General features: G+C 43.0%; 15 protein-coding genes. 4 read left to right on the forward strand and 11 right to left on the reverse strand.

Features of this window, described 5'->3' with window-relative positions; all coding sequences use genetic code 11:
- The 11 genes from B4C48_RS13115 to B4C48_RS13165 all read right to left on the reverse strand — a co-directional run.
- Window positions 1-759: isopenicillin N synthase family dioxygenase (locus tag B4C48_RS13115; RefSeq protein ID WP_291357229.1), on the reverse strand; the 759-nt coding region annotated here is incomplete at its 3' end.
- Window positions 760-836: 77 nt separating this feature from the next.
- Window positions 837-1,718, reverse strand: a complete 882-nt coding sequence (locus B4C48_RS13120; RefSeq protein ID WP_291357230.1) for an ABC transporter ATP-binding protein — start codon at window positions 1,716-1,718, stop codon at window positions 837-839.
- Window positions 1,718-2,662 carry an ABC transporter permease gene (locus B4C48_RS13125; protein WP_291357231.1) on the reverse strand — a complete coding sequence of 315 codons (945 nt, stop codon included), beginning with the start codon at window positions 2,660-2,662 and terminating at the stop codon, window positions 1,718-1,720. The genes B4C48_RS13120 and B4C48_RS13125 overlap by 1 nt, the downstream gene beginning before the upstream one ends.
- 115 nt (window positions 2,663-2,777) lie before the next feature.
- On the reverse strand, window positions 2,778-3,704 hold the full coding sequence (gene yddG / locus B4C48_RS13130; protein ID WP_291357233.1) for an aromatic amino acid DMT transporter YddG: 927 nt from the start codon (window positions 3,702-3,704) through the stop codon (window positions 2,778-2,780).
- A 418-nt stretch (window positions 3,705-4,122) separates the two neighbouring features.
- Entirely contained in the window at window positions 4,123-4,752 is a 630-nt protein-coding gene (locus B4C48_RS13135) for a CoA transferase subunit B (RefSeq protein ID WP_291357234.1), read from the reverse strand.
- Window positions 4,753-5,460, reverse strand: coding sequence for a CoA transferase subunit A (locus B4C48_RS13140; protein ID WP_291357236.1), 708 nt, complete (start codon window positions 5,458-5,460; stop codon window positions 4,753-4,755). It lies immediately after the preceding gene.
- Window positions 5,461-5,567: 107 nt separating this feature from the next.
- On the reverse strand, window positions 5,568-6,470 hold the full coding sequence (locus tag B4C48_RS13145; protein ID WP_291357238.1) for a hydroxymethylglutaryl-CoA lyase: 903 nt from the start codon (window positions 6,468-6,470) through the stop codon (window positions 5,568-5,570).
- A complete protein-coding gene (locus B4C48_RS13150) occupies window positions 6,467-8,461 on the reverse strand; it encodes an acetyl-CoA carboxylase biotin carboxylase subunit (protein ID WP_291357240.1) in 1,995 nt (664 codons plus the stop codon). Before B4C48_RS13150 ends, B4C48_RS13145 begins: the two co-directional genes overlap by 4 nt.
- A 13-nt stretch (window positions 8,462-8,474) precedes the next feature.
- Complete coding sequence (locus B4C48_RS13155) at window positions 8,475-9,275, reverse strand: enoyl-CoA hydratase/isomerase family protein (protein ID WP_291357242.1); 801 nt, start codon at window positions 9,273-9,275, stop codon at window positions 8,475-8,477.
- A gap of 11 nt (window positions 9,276-9,286) precedes the next feature.
- On the reverse strand, window positions 9,287-10,888 hold the full coding sequence (locus B4C48_RS13160) for a carboxyl transferase domain-containing protein (protein WP_291357245.1): 1,602 nt from the start codon (window positions 10,886-10,888) through the stop codon (window positions 9,287-9,289).
- Between the two features lie 42 nt (window positions 10,889-10,930).
- Window positions 10,931-12,103, reverse strand: coding sequence for an isovaleryl-CoA dehydrogenase (locus tag B4C48_RS13165; RefSeq protein ID WP_291357247.1), 1,173 nt, complete (start codon window positions 12,101-12,103; stop codon window positions 10,931-10,933).
- A gap of 146 nt (window positions 12,104-12,249) precedes the next feature.
- Here B4C48_RS13165 and B4C48_RS13170 point away from each other — a divergent pair, with 146 nt between their 5' ends.
- From B4C48_RS13170 to B4C48_RS13185, 4 genes are all read left to right on the forward strand, one after another.
- The gene (locus tag B4C48_RS13170) at window positions 12,250-12,876 is read left to right on the forward strand and encodes a TetR/AcrR family transcriptional regulator (protein ID WP_291357249.1); all 627 of its coding nucleotides are present in this window, start codon (window positions 12,250-12,252) and stop codon (window positions 12,874-12,876) included.
- Window positions 12,877-12,977: 101 nt separating this feature from the next.
- Window positions 12,978-14,666 carry an AMP-binding protein gene (locus B4C48_RS13175; protein ID WP_291357251.1) on the forward strand — a complete coding sequence of 563 codons (1,689 nt, stop codon included), beginning with the start codon at window positions 12,978-12,980 and terminating at the stop codon, window positions 14,664-14,666.
- 402 nt (window positions 14,667-15,068) lie between these two features.
- The gene (locus B4C48_RS13180) at window positions 15,069-15,569 is read left to right on the forward strand and encodes a pyridoxamine 5'-phosphate oxidase family protein (RefSeq protein WP_291357253.1); all 501 of its coding nucleotides are present in this window, start codon (window positions 15,069-15,071) and stop codon (window positions 15,567-15,569) included.
- 846 nt (window positions 15,570-16,415) lie between these two features.
- Window positions 16,416-17,606 (forward strand): MFS transporter, encoded by a 1,191-nt coding sequence (locus tag B4C48_RS13185; protein ID WP_291357255.1) that lies wholly within the window; start codon window positions 16,416-16,418, stop codon window positions 17,604-17,606.
- The last annotated feature ends 65 nt before the right edge of the window (window positions 17,607-17,671 follow it).

Here is a 17,671-nt window from a genome sequence, read left to right on the forward strand (position 1 = left end):
TTTCACGCGGTGCTTGGTGGCGAGATATTTACCATTTGACAGAATTTCCATCATGTCACCGATATTCATCACCAGTGTGTTTTCAATCAGTGGAATGTCGATCCATTCACCGGCTTTATTCAAAACCTGTAAGCCGGGCGCGGTGGGTAACAGCAAGGTGAAGCATTCGTAATCGGTATGTGCGCCAATCCCTTCGGCGTCTTTCACTTCTGGATTATAGGGATAATGTATCAAGCGTAGCTGACTTGGTGCATCAGTAATTTTGCTTTCAAAAAAATCCTCACGAACGCCCAAGGCCAGTGCAAAAGCAGAAAAAATCTGCTGGCTGATCTCACGCAGATGGCTGTAGTATTGGCTGACAATAGACTTGAAATCCGGATGGTCTGGCCATAAGGTAGGCCCAAGTAAAGGACAGCCTTTTCTTACCCCCTGATAATCATAATTGACATCATAGGCTTCTTTTAAGTCATAACTGTTGCCGGCAAACTGTTCTTCGCCAATCGGCACATAGCCACTATGGTTTTTTGATTTGCCAATATAGTGCTGCATTTTGGTGTCCAGATCCTGAGAAAAATAGGACTGGGTCATTTCAATCAGGGCTTTGGCGTAATCAAAATTAAACTGGCTACCTTGCAGATAAAGAAATCCGACTTCTTTACAGGCATGATCCAGAGCATGAGCAACTTCAATACGATCGGCTAAATCCGGACTTTGTAATTTTGAAATATCAACCAGTGGGAGTACATATTGCGCTTGCATGACAATCACCTCTAATGTTGGTCGTCCAACACAGCGATTAAAACCTTCGGGTCGTCCTGAAGGCATTTTGAATAAGATTATTTATTGCTGCTGACCTTGGTCATACGCGGAATGACTGGCAGTTCTGCCAGTGCCGGATCCAATTCATCTTCTTCAGCATGCACCAGATAATCGACATGTTGTCTTAACTGTTTAAATTCAGGACTAAGCATGACGTCTGGATGGCGTGGACGAGGTAGATCAACTTCAATAATTTCCTTGATTTCACCCGGATTGGCTTTCAGTGCAACAATACGGTCGGCCAGTAAAATGGCTTCATCCATATCGTGGGTCACAAAAATAATGGTGATATCAATGTTTTGCCACAGGTCCATCAGGTGACGCTGCATTTTTTGCCGCGTATGTGGATCAAGTGCCCCAAAAGGTTCATCCATCAACAGGATTTTCGGTTCATTGACCAAAGCCCGGGCAATCGCGACACGCTGTTTCATCCCGCCAGACAACTCATGCGGATACTGGTTTTCATACTTTTCCAGACCAATGATATTGATCCATTCACGTGCCTGCGCTTCGGCCGCTGCACTACTTTGGCCTTTCATGCGCGGGCCAAACATGACATTTTCCTTGACGGTTTTCCATGGAAACAGGGTATAGCCCTGGAACACCATGCCACGCTCTGGACTTGGGCGGGTAATCGGCTGGCCATCCACCAGAATCTCACCACTGCTATAAGGATCCAGACCGGCGACTACACGGCTAAAGGTTGACTTGCCGCAACCGGAAGGCCCAATCACACAGATGAACTCCCGCTTATGAATTTTCAAATTTAGTGCATTTAAAACCGTACGCTCGGTTTTGCCATGACTGAATTTTTGCGTCAATTGCTTCGCTTCCAGAATCACCGGACGGCTATAAATCTTGTCAAAGTATTCGCGGGTATTAAATTCAGTGTTTTGCATCAGTTGGCTCCCGGTTTCCATTTAAATAAGCGTTGTCCCAGTTTCATTAAAATCACATCACAAAGCAGACCAATCACCCCAATGATCAGGATCGCGGCAAAGACATTATCAAAGTTCTGATAACGGGCTTGCTGGGTAATGAACCAGGTAATCCCGGAGGTACTGCCGATTAGTTCTGCTACGATCAGGTAAGTCCATGCCCAGCCGAGCAGCACACGCAGATTGCGGTAAATTTCAGGCAGGGCGGCAGGAATCACCACATGCAGTAGGCTTTTGAATTTATTGGTGCCCAAGGTAAAACCCGCTTCAATCAGGCCACGATCGACCATGCGGGTGGTATTGGCAATAATCAGGATTTGCTGAAACAGGGTTCCAATCACAATAATGGCAATTTTTGGTGCATCGTTAATCCCTAAAATAGCCACTGCCAATGCACCAAAGGCTGGAGCAGGCAAGTAACGGAAGAACTCGACAAAGGGTTCAGTCAGCTGAGATATTTTTTGTGAAAAACCGCACAGGATTCCTAATGGAATACCGATCAGCGAAGCAATGAAAAAGGCACTAAATACCAGCTTGATACTGTGCCAAAGACTTTGATGAAACCAGGGTGCATCCGCTTGAGCCGGTGGAGTAATAAATGCGGTTACTAGAGCTTTGGCCACTTCATGCGGTGCAGGTAAATAGATTGGATTGACCAGCAAGCCTTGCGGCGGTTCAGCGCCTGCATTGACCGCATTTTGCGCTTCTGCATAAAACACCGCTTTATCGATCCGGCTTTCGACCTGAAAATAGGCAACACTGCCTGAGTGGGTAATTTGAATTTGTGGATGCCAAATAAAGGGCAAGTAACTTACTGCACACCAGATCAGAATTGGTATTAAAAAAGACCCCAAGCCAAACAGCAATTTATTTCTTTGACTGAGTTCACGTGCAACGTAACTCATAGTGTTGCCCCTCAATATTACAAATTTTATAAAACGTAATACTGTTAAGCAAAATGGATGCCACTTTTTAAATAATTTTTTTATTCATATAAGGCAGTTGGCTATTGCTTGCAATTCATGAAATTTTAAAAAACCCGTACAGTTTTACTTTGATCGCTTGCCAATTGGTGGAAATCCAGCAGATAAAAGAACCAATGGTCACTAAAATTGCCCCTTGCCAAAATTCACTCGACAGCCGGGTTTGTAAAATCAGCATGGAAATTAAGGTAGAAAAGATAGGACTGAAATAGGACAAGGTCAATAAAATGGTGATATTGCCTTGAATAATGCCGACATTCCAGGCGGCATAGCCAAGCGCAGTGACACAGGACACCAGCAATATATATAGACATGTGCTGAGATCAAAGTGCGGGATTGCGGTGAAGTCATGAGTGAAAAACAGTTTAGTCCAGAGCACCAAAGTAATGGCCACAAAGAACAGAGCAATCGGATTATGTCCTTGGCTATATTTTTTGGTCATCACACAATACAGTGACCACAGGCTTGCACCCAGAAAAGCCAGCAGGTAGCTGGTCGGATTGATTTGTATATTTTCTGAAAGGGTCGCCCAGCTCATCGACTGGTTGCCGGTTTGCGTCAGTACAATTCCCAATAAGCTGATGGCTAAGCCCGCCACAACGAAACCATTAAACTTGATTTCTTTAAAAATAATCAGCATGACTATAGTTAAACTCGGCCATAAATAGTTGACCAGGCTTACTTCAATCGCTTGTTGTGGTGTTTGCGACAGGGCAATCGCATATGAAAAACACAGCTCATAAATGACAAAGAGAACGGCTGCAAAAATGAGATAACTTTTGGGAACCTGCTTTAATGTGGGGATACCAAATAACAGCAACAGGATACAGGCACTGAAGCTATACATCAGAGTGACCGCCAAATCTGCACCGATACTGGCACTGATTTTTTTCAGTAAACCCACAATTGAAGACCATTGCAAAATTGCACTAAAACCGATCAATGTTGCAAGATTTCTAGACATATGTAGTGCTAAGAAGCTGTCAGGGCAGGTTCTGGGAAGATAAAAAGATTGATGATTATAGCAATTTACACTTGAAGCTATTAATAAATTAGCCACCTAGATTGATCAGCAGAATCAAAATAAATGCTTAAATTGAGGTTTTGATGGAAAAAAAGCCACCGGTTGAGGCGGCATTTTTAAATAATGATGATCTGATTATTTTTGCAACTCAGTCCGGTTGCAGAACATTATGTCAGACAGACGGCACATCGGTTAGAACGCATCGGGCATCTGCGAGTTATCCATACTTTTAATGTCCTTTTTATAGTTGAAACTTTTATTTTTAAAGCAGGAAAATCCATGCCAGAAATTATTTCCCCTTAAAACTTTAGTCAGCTTTAAGGGGAAATGGAGAATAGAAGATCACATCAAGACGGCATTACTGAAGCAGTTTTACACCGGTCACTTTTTGAATCTCATCAAAGCTGACGTCTTTCGCCAGTTCCACCAGTTTGACCCCCTCAGCGGTAATATCCATTACACCCAAATCACTGATAATCCGGTGTACCACGCCTTTACCGGTCAGCGGCAGGGCACATTGTTCTACAATTTTTGGCGTGCCATCTTTGGCGCAGTGTTCCATCAATACCACGACTTTTTGTACGCCTGCGACCAAGTCCATGGCACCGCCCATGCCTTTGACTTTTTTGCCCGGAATCATCCAGTTGGCCAAATCGCCAGTTTGGGAAACTTCCATGGCACCTAAAATGGCAATGTTGACATGACCGCCACGAATCATGGCAAAAGAGTCAGCGCTAGAGAAAAATGCCGCGCCTTTGCGGGCAGTGACCGTTTGTTTGCCGGCATTGATCAGGTCTGCATCGACCGTTTTCTGCGTTGGAAATTCACCAATCCCGAGCAGGCCATTTTCTGACTGTAACCAGACATCCATATTTTCAGGAATATAGTTTGCGACCAGTGTCGGTAAGCCAATGCCTAAATTGACATAGAACCCATCTTCCAGTTCCAAAGCGGCACGCTGTGCCATTTCATTACGAGTCCAAGCCATTTATACAGCCTCCGCTTTTAATGTCATTTGTTCGATGCGTTTTTCAGGATTATTATTTAAAACAATCCGGTTGATATAAATGCCGGGAAGATGAATTTCATCGGGATCCAAATCACCAATTTCGACAATTTCTTCCACTTCAGCAATGCTGATTTTTCCCGCCATGGCACAGACCGGATTAAAGTTTTGTGCCGTTTTACGGAAAATCAGATTCCCGGCTTTATCGGCTTTATAGGCTTTGACCAGCGCGATATCGGCAGTTAAGGAATTTTCCAGAATATATTCTTTGCCCTCAAATTCACGAACTTCTTTACCTTCGGCAATTAAAGTGCCGACACCAGTCTGGGTAAAAAAGGCCGGAATACCGGCACCGCCAGCACGAAGTTTTTCAGCCAGTGTCCCTTGCGGAGTCAGTTCGACTTCCAGTTCACCATTTAAATACTGGCGTTCAAATTCTTTGTTTTCACCCACATAAGATGAAATCATTTTTTTGATTTGTTTGGTTTCCAGCAAAAGACCCAAACCGAAACCATCCACGCCAGCATTGTTGGAAATACAGGTCAGTTGTTTGGCGCCTGTGTCTTTGAGTGCCGCAATGAGTGCTTCCGGGATACCACATAAACCGAAGCCGCCGACCGCCAGGGTTTGACCATCCTGAACAATATCTTGTAATGCAGCCTGTGCATTTTCATAAACTTTATTTGGCATTTGATCCCTCTTTTTATTTCTGGTCAGTCCTAGGTATGACCGAATTGCAACTTTTTATAAATTTTCTGCATGACTTTTTAACCATGAAAAAATCATGCAGTTTAGTTTTAAGCACACTTTGTTTGCCAATAGGCATTGGCATAGTTCGATGGATTATTACGATTTAATACCTGACTAATGTTACGGCTGGCCTGCATTAAGGCATCCAGGTGAATACCAGTTTCAAAACCCATCTTGGACAATAAATAGTACAAGTCTTCCGTGGCCACATTTCCCGAAGCCCCTTTGGCATAGGGGCAACCGCCTAGACCGGCAATTGAAGAGTCAAATATCCGAATGCCTTGATTCAGCGATTGATAGATATTGGCAATTGCCATGCCGTAAGTATTATGAAAATGACCGGCCAAAACCTGGCTGTCTAATTCGGCAAGACAAACCTCCCACACCTTTTTCACCCGATCGGGAGTCGCTGTACCGATGGTTTCTCCCAGGGACACTTCATAGCAGCCCATGTCCAATAAGCGTTTACTGACTTTGGCAACTTGCTGTGGATCAATAGCGCCTTCATAAGGGCAATCGACCATACAGGACACATAACCGCGAACCTTGATATCATTGGCTTTGGCTGCTGCCATCACATCGGTAAACTTCTCAAAACTTTCATCAATGGAACAGTTGATGTTTTTGCGGGTAAAACTTTCAGAAGCTGCGGTAAACACTGCAACCTCTTTACATCCCACAGCCAGTGCAGATTCGAAACCTTTCAGGTTTGGAGTAAGTAAGCTGAACTGAATATTCGGATCTTGCGGCAATTGGGCAAACAGCACATCACTGTCTGCCATTTGCGGCACCCATTTCGCCGAAACACAGGAACCTACTTCAATCGCCTGCAAACCAGTTTTCATTAAAGCCAGAATCAGATTTTTCCGGTCATCTAGCGTCAGCGGCGTCTTTTCATTTTGCAGGCCATCGCGTGGCCCGACCTCTACAATTTTGACGAAATCAGTCATGCAACTTCCTCCGCCAGAGCCTGAAACTCCACCAGTTCATCACCGGCTTTGACCTGGTCACCGGCCTGGAAATAGGACGCTGCAATGATACCGTCATGCGGTGCACGAATTGAATATTCCATTTTCATGGCTTCAAGGGTCATCAGCACATCGTCTTTTTTCACCTGATCATTCGCCGCAACCAGAACTTGGGTAATCACGCCTGGCATCGGTGCTTTTAAATTGCCTTCAGTACTTTGCGCATCCTCAGAACTGAATTTCTGATTCAAATAAGCAAACTTGTGGCTTTGACCATTTTTGAAAATAGTGAGGCCGTGTGCATTTTGACTAAACGCAATTTTGTCTTGTTTGCCATTAATCTTGAAATGCGCAGTATTGCTATTGAATAGCTGTCCAGAAATATGAAATTTTTCACCTTGATATTCAGCAACAAAACCTTCTTTTTCAGCGCTTAAATTGACTTGAAAAAGTGCTTCATCGAGCTTTAATTTAATGGCATAGCTTGGGCTGATATTGACGCGCCATAGCGTTTCACTTTGCCAAACCGGATTGCTCGCTGGCTTGTTTTTGCTAAAACGCAACAATAACTCGGTCAATGCCGTTGCCACGACCAACTCAGGTTGCAGTGATTGAATATTTTTAAACAAAAATTCATCTTCGCGCTGAATCAGGTTGGTATCCAGTTTGGCATTTTTAAAAGAGTCACAACGAATGATGCGGTCCAGGAAGGCAATATTGTTGCCCAAACCATCGACATGGAACTGTCCTAAGGCATGATGCATTTGCAATAAAGCGGCTTCACGGTTTTCACCCCAGACAATCAGTTTGGCAATCATCGGATCGTAATAACTGCTGATTTCATCGCCTTGAACAATACCGCTGTCGACGCGAACATGCTGATTTTGTTCTGGATAGTGCAGATAGCTGATCTGACCAATGGCAGGAATAAAGCCTTTTTCCGGTTCTTCTGCATACACGCGTGCTTCAATGGCATGGCCATGAATTTTTAACTGATCTTGCTGTTTTGGTAATGGCTCGCCAAAGGCAACACGCAATTGCCATTCCACCAGATCAACGTCGGTGATCATCTCAGTGACCGGATGTTCAACCTGTAGACGGGTATTCATTTCCATGAAATACGCGGTTCCGTCTTGCTCCACAATAAACTCGACTGTGCCTGCACCGACATAATCTACCGCACGTGCAGCATCAATCGCGGCTTGACGCATGGCATCGAGTTTATCTTGCGCAACCAGTGGTGCAGGTGCTTCTTCAAGCACTTTTTGATGACGGCGTTGTACCGAGCAATCCCGTTCAAATAAATGAACATAGTTGCCGTGTGAGTCACCAAATACTTGTACTTCAATATGACGTGGATTAATCACATAGCGTTCAATTAAGACTTCATCATTACCAAAGCTGGATTTGGCTTCGCTTTTACAAGAAGCCAGTGAACCCAAGAAATCTTCACTGCGTTCAACCAGACGCATGCCTTTACCACCGCCACCGGCACTGGCTTTAATCAGCACTGGATAGCCAATGCCATCAGCCTGTTGTTTGAGAAAATCAGCATCCTGATTGATGCCGTGATAACCTGGTGTAAGCGGAACACCGGCTTTTTCCATCAAGGCTTTAGACGTCGCTTTTAAACCCATGGCTAAAATGGCTGCGACTGGTGGACCAATAAAAGTGATGTTGTGGGCTTGGCAGGCTTCGGCAAACTGGTCATTTTCCGACAAGAAACCATAACCCGGGTGAATGGCTTGTGCGCCAGTTTTTACAGCGGCTTGAATAATGCGATCAATCTGTAAATAACTTTGTGCCGCAGGGGATTCACCAATATAGATCGCTTCATCGGCCAGTTTCACGTGTTGTGATTGTGCATCGGCATCGGAATAGACCGCCACCGTTGCGATTCCCAGTTTTTTTGCGCTACGAATCACACGGCAGGCGATTTCACCACGGTTTGCAATTAAGATTTTTTCAAACATTGTATGATCCTTATTATTGTTGTGCTGTAGGGATAATCCAGGAAGGACTTTGCTTATCTAAAAAAGCACTCAAGCCATTTTTTGCCTCTAATCCTTGGCGTACATGAGCAATATGTTGCGCTGTTTGCAGCAGTAATTCTTCGGTTAGAACCTGTTGGTCGACCAGTTGAATCAGTTGTTTGGATGATGTCTGTGCTTCAGGGCCACCCAAGAGCAAGGCTTGAACAATTTCATCAATCTTGCCATCCAGTTCTTCAATAGCCGTGACTTCATGCACCAGACCAATTTTTTGCGCTTGCTCGGCAGTGATGCGTTCTGCGGTTAAGAAATAGCGCGAAGCCTGACGCGCACCAATGGCGCGAATCACATAAGGGCTAATGGTGGAAGGCGCCAAACCTAGACGAACCTCGGAAGTGGCAAACTTAGCATCGGTGCTGGCAATACAGATATCACAAGCTGAAGCCAGACCCATACCACCACCAAAAGCAATGCCGTGTACCCGAGCAATGGTTGGCTGTTTTAAAGTCGCCAAACTTTGCAACATTTTCGCCAGTTTCAGCGCATCGGCTTCATTTTCTGCTTGCGAAGCTTGTCCAGCCTGTTTCATCCAGTTCAGGTCGGCGCCGGCCGAGAAGCTCTTGCCTCGACCCGCCAAAACCACGACACGTATATCGTCACGGTCATTTAACGACTGAAAGCAGGTATGCAGTTCTTCAATCACCTGGGTATTAAAGGCATTGTGCAGTTCAGCACGGTTAATCCAGACTGTCGCGACCTGATTCTGTTGTTCGAGCTGTAAAAATTGATAGCTCATTCTTTTCACCCTTACATGCGGAACACGCCAAATTTGGTTGGTAAAATCGGTGCATTCAGCGCCGCTGCCAAACTTAAGCCCAAGACCTGACGCGTTTGTGCAGGATCAATCACACCGTCATCCCAAAGACGCGCTGAAGCATAATAAGGATGACCTTGGCGCTCGTATTGATCACGAATCGGTTGTTTGAATTGATCTTCCTGTTCGGCTGACCAAGTTTCACCTTTTTGTTCAATCTGATCGCGTTTTAAGGTAGACAATACGCTTGAAGCCTGTTCACCGCCCATCACCGAAATACGCGAGTTAGGCCAGGTCCACAGGAAACGTGGAGAATAGGCACGACCACACATGCCATAGTTGCCGGCACCAAATGAACCACCAATCACCAGAGTCAGTTTAGGCACATTGGCATTGGCAACCGCCATCACCAGTTTGGCACCATTTTTGGCAATGCCTTCATTTTCATACTGCCGACCGACCATAAAACCGGTAATATTCTGAATAAAGAGCAGGGGAATATTGCGCTGGGTACACAGTTCAATGAAATGCGCACCTTTTTGTGCAGATTCCGAAAACAGAATGCCGTTATTGGCAATGATGCCGACTTTCATACCAAAAAGTTCAGCGAAACCTGTAATCAAGGTCGTACCAAAGCGGGCTTTAAATTCATCAAAACGTGAACCATCGACAATACGGGCAATCACTTCACGTACGTCAAAAGGTTTACGCGCATCACTGGGTACAATGCCGTACAGCTCATCTGCATCAAATAATGGCGCTTCAATTTGATCTGCGGTTTTATTGGGTTTTTTATTTAAGTTCGCCACGATGTTGCGGGCAATCGCAATCGCATGTTCATCATTTTCAGCCAAATGATCGGCTACCCCAGAAAGGCGGGTATGCACATCACCGCCACCCAAGTCCTCAGAACTGACCACTTCGCCAGTCGCGGCTTTCACCAATGGCGGACCACCGAGGAAAATGGTGCCTTGATTACGCACAATAATGGTTTCATCCGACATGGCGGGCACATACGCACCACCTGCAGTACAGCTACCCATCACCACCGCAATCTGGGCAATCCCTTGGCTCGACATACGCGCCTGATTATAGAAAATACGGCCGAAGTGATCACGATCCGGGAATACTTCATCCTGCATCGGTAAATAAGCACCGCCTGAATCGACCAGATAAATACACGGTAAATGGTTTTGTTCTGCAATCTCTTGGGCACGTAAATGTTTCTTCACCGTCAGCGGATAGTAGGTGCCACCTTTTACCGTCGCATCATTGGCCACAATCATGCAGGTGACGCCATTCACCTGACCAATTCCGGCGATCACACCGGCAGCAGGCACATCATCGGGATAGACGTTATAAGCCGCCAATTGCCCAATTTCTAAAAAGGCAGTTCCGGCATCAATCAGATGATCAACCCGTTCACGCGGTAACAGTTTGCCGCGAGCCAAATGTTTTTCACGGGCTTTTTCACCGCCGCCTAAAGCAATCTGTTGCGCTTTTTGTTTTAAATCATCGACCAAAATCTGCATGGCAGCCTGGTTGGTTTTAAAATCTTCGCTTCGAATATTAATTTTGCTTTGTAATGTATTCATCTTCGAACTTCCTTGTTATTCAGTGTGCTTATGAATCGTGATTTAAGCTGTTTCATTAAACAGTTCGCGACCAATCAGCATGCGACGGATTTCAGAAGTTCCTGCACCAATTTCATAAAGTTTGGCATCGCGCCATAAACGGCCCGCTGCAAATTCGTTGATATAACCATTGCCGCCTAAAGTTTGAATGGTTTCACCTGCCATCCAGGTGGCCTTTTCAGCCGCATATAAAATGGCACTTGCTGCATCTTTACGTAAGCTACGGCTATGTTCAGCCTTGTCACATTCAGCGCCTACGGCATAAACCAGCGCTTTACATGCCAGCCAAGTGGAATACATATCGGCAATTTTGCCTTGCATCAACTGGAATTCCCCCAGCGCCTGACCAAACTGTTTACGGTCATGAATATAAGGAATCACGGTATCCATACAGGCATCCATAATGCCCAGTGGACCGGCACTTAAAACTGCACGTTCATAGTCCAAACCGCTCATTAATACCTTGGTACCGTTACCCACGCCACCCAGCACATTTTCTTTCGGCACTTCTACATTGTCGAAGAAAAGCGGGTAGGTGTTTGAACCGCGCATGCCTAATTTATCCAGATGAGTACCATGGCTAAAACCCGACATGCCTTTTTCAACTAAAAAAGCCGTCATGCCTTTAGAACCGGCTTGAAGATCAGTTTTGGCATACACCACCAATACGTCAGCGTCGCCACCATTGGTAATCCACATTTTTGAACCATTCAGCAGGTAATGATCACCTTTATCTTCGGCTTTTAATTTCATGCTCACCACGTCTGATCCGGCATTCGGCTCTGACATCGCCAAGGCACCAACAAAATCACCGGAAATCAGTTTAGGTAAATACTTTTGCTTTTGTTCTTCGCTACCATTTCGCTTAATTTGGTTTACGCATAAGTTAGAATGTGCGCCGTAGGACAAGCCAATCGATGCTGATGCACGGGAAATTTCTTGCATGGCAATAATATGGGCCAAATAACCGAGGTTAGTTCCACCGTATTCCTCGCTTACAGTCAGGCCAAGCAGTCCCATATCACCAAACTTTTTCCAAAGGTGAGCAGGGAATTTATTGTCTTGGTCAACTTGCTGGGCAATCGGTGCAATCTCCTTTGCACAGAATGCTGCGATTGAATCTTTAAGGGCAATTAGCGTTTCATCCAAACCGAAATTTAAACTTTGTAGATTCATTTCTTCATTCATCCTGATGGTTATATTTGTTGTTCCAAAAGCATTTTTGTTGTGCTTGATTTTTACAATACAACTATTTTTTAAAAAAGTGAATATAAATTCACAAAATGATTTACAATTCATTTTATCTGGTTGAGAATAAGATTATGAGTTATAAAAGATCATCATTGATGCAGGAACGAATGGAGCAAAATCGTCAAACGATTTTGCAGTCTGCGCGTGAACTGATTGCTCAAGGGGGCTTTAAAGATGCGCAAATTCAGGCGATTGCTGAACGTGCAGGCGTATCCAGTGGTCTGGTTTACCGTTATTTTGATAACAAAAGTCAGGTATTAATTGAAGTATTGTCAGAAGCCATTCAGTATGAAATTCAAATTTTGAATAACATTGCTGCAAGTGATCTTTCTGCATCTGAAAAATTACACAAGGCAGTGACGACTTTCGTTAGACGTGCATTGAATAGCCCCCAACTTGCGTATTCGCTGATGTTCGAGCCTGTCGATCCTTTGCTGGAACATGAGCGTTTTCGCAGCAAGCAACTGATTAAACAAAGCATTAATGAAATACTTGCCGAAGGTAAAATCAATGGTGAGTTTGGATTTGAAGATTTAAATACCGCAGCGCTGTGCGTCGTTGGCGCAATGACTTTTGTGGTGATTGAACCTTTGAATCCTTCTAAAAATGTCAGGTTTGATCAGGCGTATAAAGACTATTTTGTCAAACAGATTGCCGATTTTTGTGTGAGTGGTGTTGTTTTAAAGGAGGGTGAGTGATCAGTTAAACACAAAAAATAAGGCTGTTTGGGAAAGTCGTCTGAGTCAAAATAATTAAAGTGAAAGAATCATAATGATAAAGAATCAAGGAGAGTGATTCAATGACACAAGTACGGTTAAGTTATGCCTATGGAACAAGCAGTCAGCCTTTACTTGGGATGACCATTGGTGAAAAGTTTGATCAGGCATGTCAGCAATATGCTGAACAGGATGCTGTAGTCAGCGTGCACCAAAATGTACGCTTAAGCTATAAACAGCTACAGGATCAGGTCAATGCATTTGCTTGTAGCCTGCTGGAATTAGGCTTGGAAAAGGGCGACCGGATTGCGATTTGGTCGCCCAATTGTGTGGAATGGACCATCACCCAGTTTGCAGCCTTTAAAGCCGGCATGATTTTGGTCAATTTGAATCCTGCCTATAAAAGCAGTGAACTTGAATATGTGCTAAATAAAGTATCCTGCAAGGCATTGGTCATTGCAGCGCAATTTAAAACCAGTAATTATCAGGAAATTTTAACCAAAATTGCTCCTGAGCTTAGCGAATCGGTAGATAAACGACTTTCTGCAAAACGCCTGCCACATTTACAGCACGTGATTAAAATTGATCCTGAACAGCATACTGGTATTCACCGTTTTGCTGATTTATTGCCAGAACCTACTGCTACCCAGTTAAATCAATTGCAAGCCATTGCCGCTGATTTACAGTTTGATGAAACCATTAATATTCAATTTACCTCGGGTACCACGGGTAATCCGAAAGGAACCATGCTGACGCATAATAATATTTTGAATAATGGTTATTTTGTCGGTGAAGCGATTCATTTAACTCCCCAGGATCGGGTCTGTATTTCGGTACCCCTATTTCATTGTTTCGGCATGGTTATGGGGAATTTGGCCTGTATTACGCATGGTTCTACCATGGTGTACCCATCTGCCGTGTTTAATCCCCTGGATACGCTTAAAACGATTCAACAAGAAAAATGCAGCGCAGCCTATGGTGTGCCGACCATGTTTATTGCCATGCTTGAACATGAGCAATTCGATGAATTTGATCTGAGCAGCTTACGTACTGGAATTATGGCAGGCAGCCCGTGTCCGCGTGAAATTATGCAGCGTGTGATTGACCGTATGCATATGTCAGAAATTACCATCTGTTATGGTATGACTGAAACAGCACCGGTCAGTGTGCAAAGTTCCACTTCAGATTCTGTGGAACGCCGTGTTGGAACTGTTGGCCGGGTGCATCCACATCTGGAAATCAAAATTGTCGATGAAAATGGCAAAGTTGTACCACGTGGAAAACTGGGTGAACTCTGTGTGCGCGGCTATTCGGTTATGCTGGGTTATTGGGAAGATAATGACAAAACTCAGGAAGTCATTGACGTTGCCAAGTGGATGCATACCGGTGATATTGCAGAAATGGACGAAGAGGGCTTTGTTAAAATCAAAGGCCGAATTAAAGATGTGGTTATTCGTGGCGGTGAAAACCTGTTCCCGAAAGAAATTGAAGATTTCCTCTATACCCATCCGGATGTTTCGGATGTACAGGTGATTGGACTGCCAGATGCCAAATATGGTGAAGAACTCTGTGCCTGTATTATTTTGCACGAGCATCATCAGGTCGATGAAGAAGCGATTCGTAAGTATTGTGCAGAGCATATTTCTCACAATAAAGTGCCACGTTATGTACGCTTCTTTACCGAATTTCCAATGACTGCTTCAGGCAAGGCGCAAAAATTCAAGTTACAGGAATTGATGCGTCAGGAGTTGCAACTCGAAGAAATCGCCTAAAATGCACTGAATAGCTTAGTTATTTGAATCCCTCTTTATTCCCTCACCAGAAATAAAGCGGGATTCAGCTTTTTAAGGCATTTAATTCCAGATTACGCATTAACTGCTTCAAATTAAATCTATGATTGATCTGCTAGCTGTACAGCTGCCTATTGAATACAGATTTTTATCATACCATATTCAAAAAAACCTCCTGATTTACTTTCTTTTTAAAATGAAATGTAACTGAATTGGTTTTCGTTATTTTTTATGATGGTTAATCTCATCTTTGATTATTGAAATGTATAAGTTACGTGAGATGGCATATTCAAACTGCAAAATACAATTAATCTAAAAACAGAACAGTAAACAAAATTTAATTATTTATTTTTCGTATGAATGCTGAACTTTTGGAGAATAATCATGACAGACAATCAAAACCGTGAAAAATTATGGAAACTGATCAAAGGTGTGCGTTTCACCATGATTAGTCATACCACCGATAGTCAGGAAATTCATTCTCAGCCTATGACCATGCTGAATACAGAACATATGAATGAAAATAAAAATCTCTATTTCATCCTGAAAGATACTAATGATTTGGTCAAAGCCATCAATTCCGGACGTAATCATATCGGATTATCATTTGCCGAACCTGCAGATAGTGTTTACGTTTCTATGAGCGCCCATGCACAGATCAGTACCGATGCAGCGCTGATTGAGAAGCTCTGGAATCCATGGGCAGAAAACTGGTTTGAAGGAAAAAACGATCCTAGCGTACGTGTACTGGTGGCCGAAGCAATTAGTGCAGAATACTGGAATGTTACCGACAATAAAGTGACCCAGCTGTTTAAGGTTCTAAAAGGCAGCTTGAGCGGCAAAACCAATGAGCCCGATGCGCAGCACCAAAAACTTGATTTATAAGCACCACGCTTAGCTTGTATAATTTCCGCATATTTTGTAGCCCGTATTCAGTTTAAATCTCTAAATCTGAGTATGGGCTAGCACTTATTTCTTTTCTCTAAATGAAGGTTAAATAACTTAAAACTGAATTATTGTAAGCTAAGAGAATTATTCATTTGTAGTTGATCATAAACACAGTAATGTACCTTAGTAGATAATCGTGACCATTAGTTTCCGTAATAGAGCATACACTGGGTAGAAAAGATAATGTTTTCGGCTTTTATAAGCTTTATCCTCAATCGTACTGTTGTTATTTTCAATATAATTGATTCTATGGAAGGCTACACAACAATTAAGTTAAGGACAAAATTTACACAACACAAATGTTGTACTAGGATAAATAAACTATAAATTTCACATATATTTTCTTATATTTCGAAGATTTAACTTAATTTCATTTTATAAATGTATGAGCATTATGAAGCCATGCTTTAAATACTGATCATTTACTCTTCCATTTTACACTTCTAAATTTAAGCTAATAACAGAGTTTTTATCCTCAATAATTTTAAGATTGGGGAGCAAATTCATTCTGGTTAAAACTATAAGTCTAAAGGCTAGTTGCTGATTTTTAAAGTGAATTAAAAACCCTGATTTAAGCACTTTAGGAGTAGGCTGTTTCAGTTACAAAATAGTTTAAAATTACTTAAAAAATATGATTGATTAATAATTTTTTTGTGTATAATTTCGCCAAATTGAAGCCCTTGCATATTTATAGGAAATAACTATAAGTGTGCAGGGGTTTTTCTATGGAAATACTCCTGAAAGGGACAGCCAAAAAACTTATTTTTTTGTGGTGGCACACATATGTTTTTAACTAAAACAGCACATCTGGATCATACAACTCAGCACGCTGCACAGCGTCTGTCCACATTACTTAGCTTCTTTAGTTTAGGTTTAAGTACTGCAGCATGGGCACCGCTTATTCCTTATGCACAGCAGCGGCTTCATCTGAATCATGCCGATTTTGGTACTTTATTGCTGTCTATCGGTGCTGGCTCGATGCTGGCGATGCCTGCTACAGGTTTGTTGATCCAAAAAGTGGGTTGTCGTGTCATTATTTCTATAGCAGTTTTATTGTTGCTTATGGTTTTACCTACTTTTGCCTTAAGTAGCAGTATTGTCACCATGTCTATCGCACTATTCCTGTTTGGTACGGCTGCCGGTAGTTTGGGTGTGGCCATCAATTTACAAGCTGTGATTGTAGAAAAAAACAGTGCTAAAAGTATGATGTCGCAGTTTCATGGAATGTGCAGTTTAGGTGGCTTGACTGGAGTGATGACTGTTACTGCCTTACTTGCAGTAGGTGTAAGCCCTTTGATGAGCGCTTTGGCAATTTGCAGCTTATTGGTCATCTTGAGTGTTATTGCTGTGCCTAACAGTTTATCCGTCATTGAAAAAGAACAAAAAACTGATTCTGCTGAAGTCGAAAGCAAGACCAGAAAATTACCGAGTCCGTTGATTATCTTGATGGGATTGATTTGTTTTATTGCATTTCTTTCAGAAGGTTCAGCAATGGACTGGAGCGGGATTTATCTGATAAATGAATATGGAGTAAAACCTGCTTTAGCTGGGTTGGCTTATACCTGCTTTGCTATTGCCATGACTTCGGGGCGTTTTGCAGGGCATTATTTAATCAAGACCTTGGGTGAAAAGAATATCATTATCTACAGTGCAATTTGTGCAGCACTTGGATTATTTACTGTGGTCATGGCTCCACACTGGATCGTGGCTTTATTGGGTTATGTTTTACTTGGATTAGGCTGTTCTAATATTGTTCCCGTGATGTTTTCACGCGTAGGCCGCCAAAATGTCATGTCTAAAGCAGCCGCATTGTCATGTGTTTCTACTATGGCTTATACAGGCTCTTTATTGGGACCTGCTTTAGTCGGCATTAGCAGTGAAGTGATGGGCTTGACGGTAGTGTTTGCATTTATTGCCGCTTTACTTTCAATGATTGCTTTGTTAAACCATTTTACTCAGGTCAAAGCTTCCTAAGCGACTTTGCTAAAACAAAACGAGTATATCTTGTTGAGTAGATATACTCGTTTTTTTATAGCTAA

The organism is Acinetobacter sp. UBA3106, assembly GCA_002365595.1.
Classification (GTDB): domain Bacteria; phylum Pseudomonadota; class Gammaproteobacteria; order Pseudomonadales; family Moraxellaceae; genus Acinetobacter.

Bases quoted from the DNA above. Each gene is read 5' to 3' on its own strand.
- B4C48_RS13120 (WP_291357230.1), bottom strand. From the start codon at position 1,718: ATGCAAAACACTGAATTTAATACCCGCGAATACTTTGACAAGATTTAT.
- B4C48_RS13125 (WP_291357231.1), bottom strand. From the start codon at position 2,662: ATGAGTTACGTTGCACGTGAACTCAGTCAAAGAAATAAATTGCTGTTT.
- yddG (WP_291357233.1), bottom strand. From the start codon at position 3,704: ATGTCTAGAAATCTTGCAACATTGATCGGTTTTAGTGCAATTTTGCAA.
- B4C48_RS13135 (WP_291357234.1), bottom strand. From the start codon at position 4,752: ATGGCTTGGACTCGTAATGAAATGGCACAGCGTGCCGCTTTGGAACTG.
- B4C48_RS13140 (WP_291357236.1), bottom strand. From the start codon at position 5,460: ATGCCAAATAAAGTTTATGAAAATGCACAGGCTGCATTACAAGATATT.
- B4C48_RS13145 (WP_291357238.1), bottom strand. From the start codon at position 6,470: ATGACTGATTTCGTCAAAATTGTAGAGGTCGGGCCACGCGATGGCCTG.
- B4C48_RS13150 (WP_291357240.1), bottom strand. From the start codon at position 8,461: ATGTTTGAAAAAATCTTAATTGCAAACCGTGGTGAAATCGCCTGCCGT.
- B4C48_RS13155 (WP_291357242.1), bottom strand. From the start codon at position 9,275: ATGAGCTATCAATTTTTACAGCTCGAACAACAGAATCAGGTCGCGACA.
- B4C48_RS13160 (WP_291357245.1), bottom strand. From the start codon at position 10,888: ATGAATACATTACAAAGCAAAATTAATATTCGAAGCGAAGATTTTAAA.
- B4C48_RS13165 (WP_291357247.1), bottom strand. From the start codon at position 12,103: ATGAATCTACAAAGTTTAAATTTCGGTTTGGATGAAACGCTAATTGCC.
- B4C48_RS13170 (WP_291357249.1), top strand. From the start codon at position 12,250: ATGAGTTATAAAAGATCATCATTGATGCAGGAACGAATGGAGCAAAAT.
- B4C48_RS13175 (WP_291357251.1), top strand. From the start codon at position 12,978: ATGACACAAGTACGGTTAAGTTATGCCTATGGAACAAGCAGTCAGCCT.
- B4C48_RS13180 (WP_291357253.1), top strand. From the start codon at position 15,069: ATGACAGACAATCAAAACCGTGAAAAATTATGGAAACTGATCAAAGGT.
- B4C48_RS13185 (WP_291357255.1), top strand. From the start codon at position 16,416: ATGTTTTTAACTAAAACAGCACATCTGGATCATACAACTCAGCACGCT.